The organism is Photorhabdus sp. RM96S, assembly GCF_042879335.1.
Lineage (GTDB): Bacteria > Pseudomonadota > Gammaproteobacteria > Enterobacterales > Enterobacteriaceae > Photorhabdus > Photorhabdus kayaii.
On record NZ_JBHFKT010000237.1, the window covers coordinates 1 to 290 of the forward strand.

Consider the following 290-nt stretch of genomic DNA (forward strand, 5'->3'; position numbering starts at 1 on the left):
GGGTTGAACGTTGTTGAAGAGCAATATTTTGTTGTTGATTTTTATGGAAGAAGAATATTTTTCGATCCTTATACTGGCCTATTCTTATCACGAGATATTGTAAAATAAGGTGGATAATAACCACTTAAGCGTTGACCAGAACCGTTCAAGGAGCGAGGAACTGGTCAACTATCAGGGTGATGCCAGGGCACGAGCATACTTTGACTGCTATTCATCCAAAGAAAACTCTTGCCCGATAATCATCGCACCAACCCGCTTTTTTAAGCTTGTTCCTTTGGCTCGGTGCCCCG

General features: G+C 42.4%; 1 pseudogene. It reads left to right on the forward strand.

The features are described from left to right. Window positions 1-109: 109 nt before the first annotated feature. Window positions 110-290 (forward strand): annotated as a pseudogene (locus ACGF49_RS25140) (hypothetical protein); the annotation flags it as partial.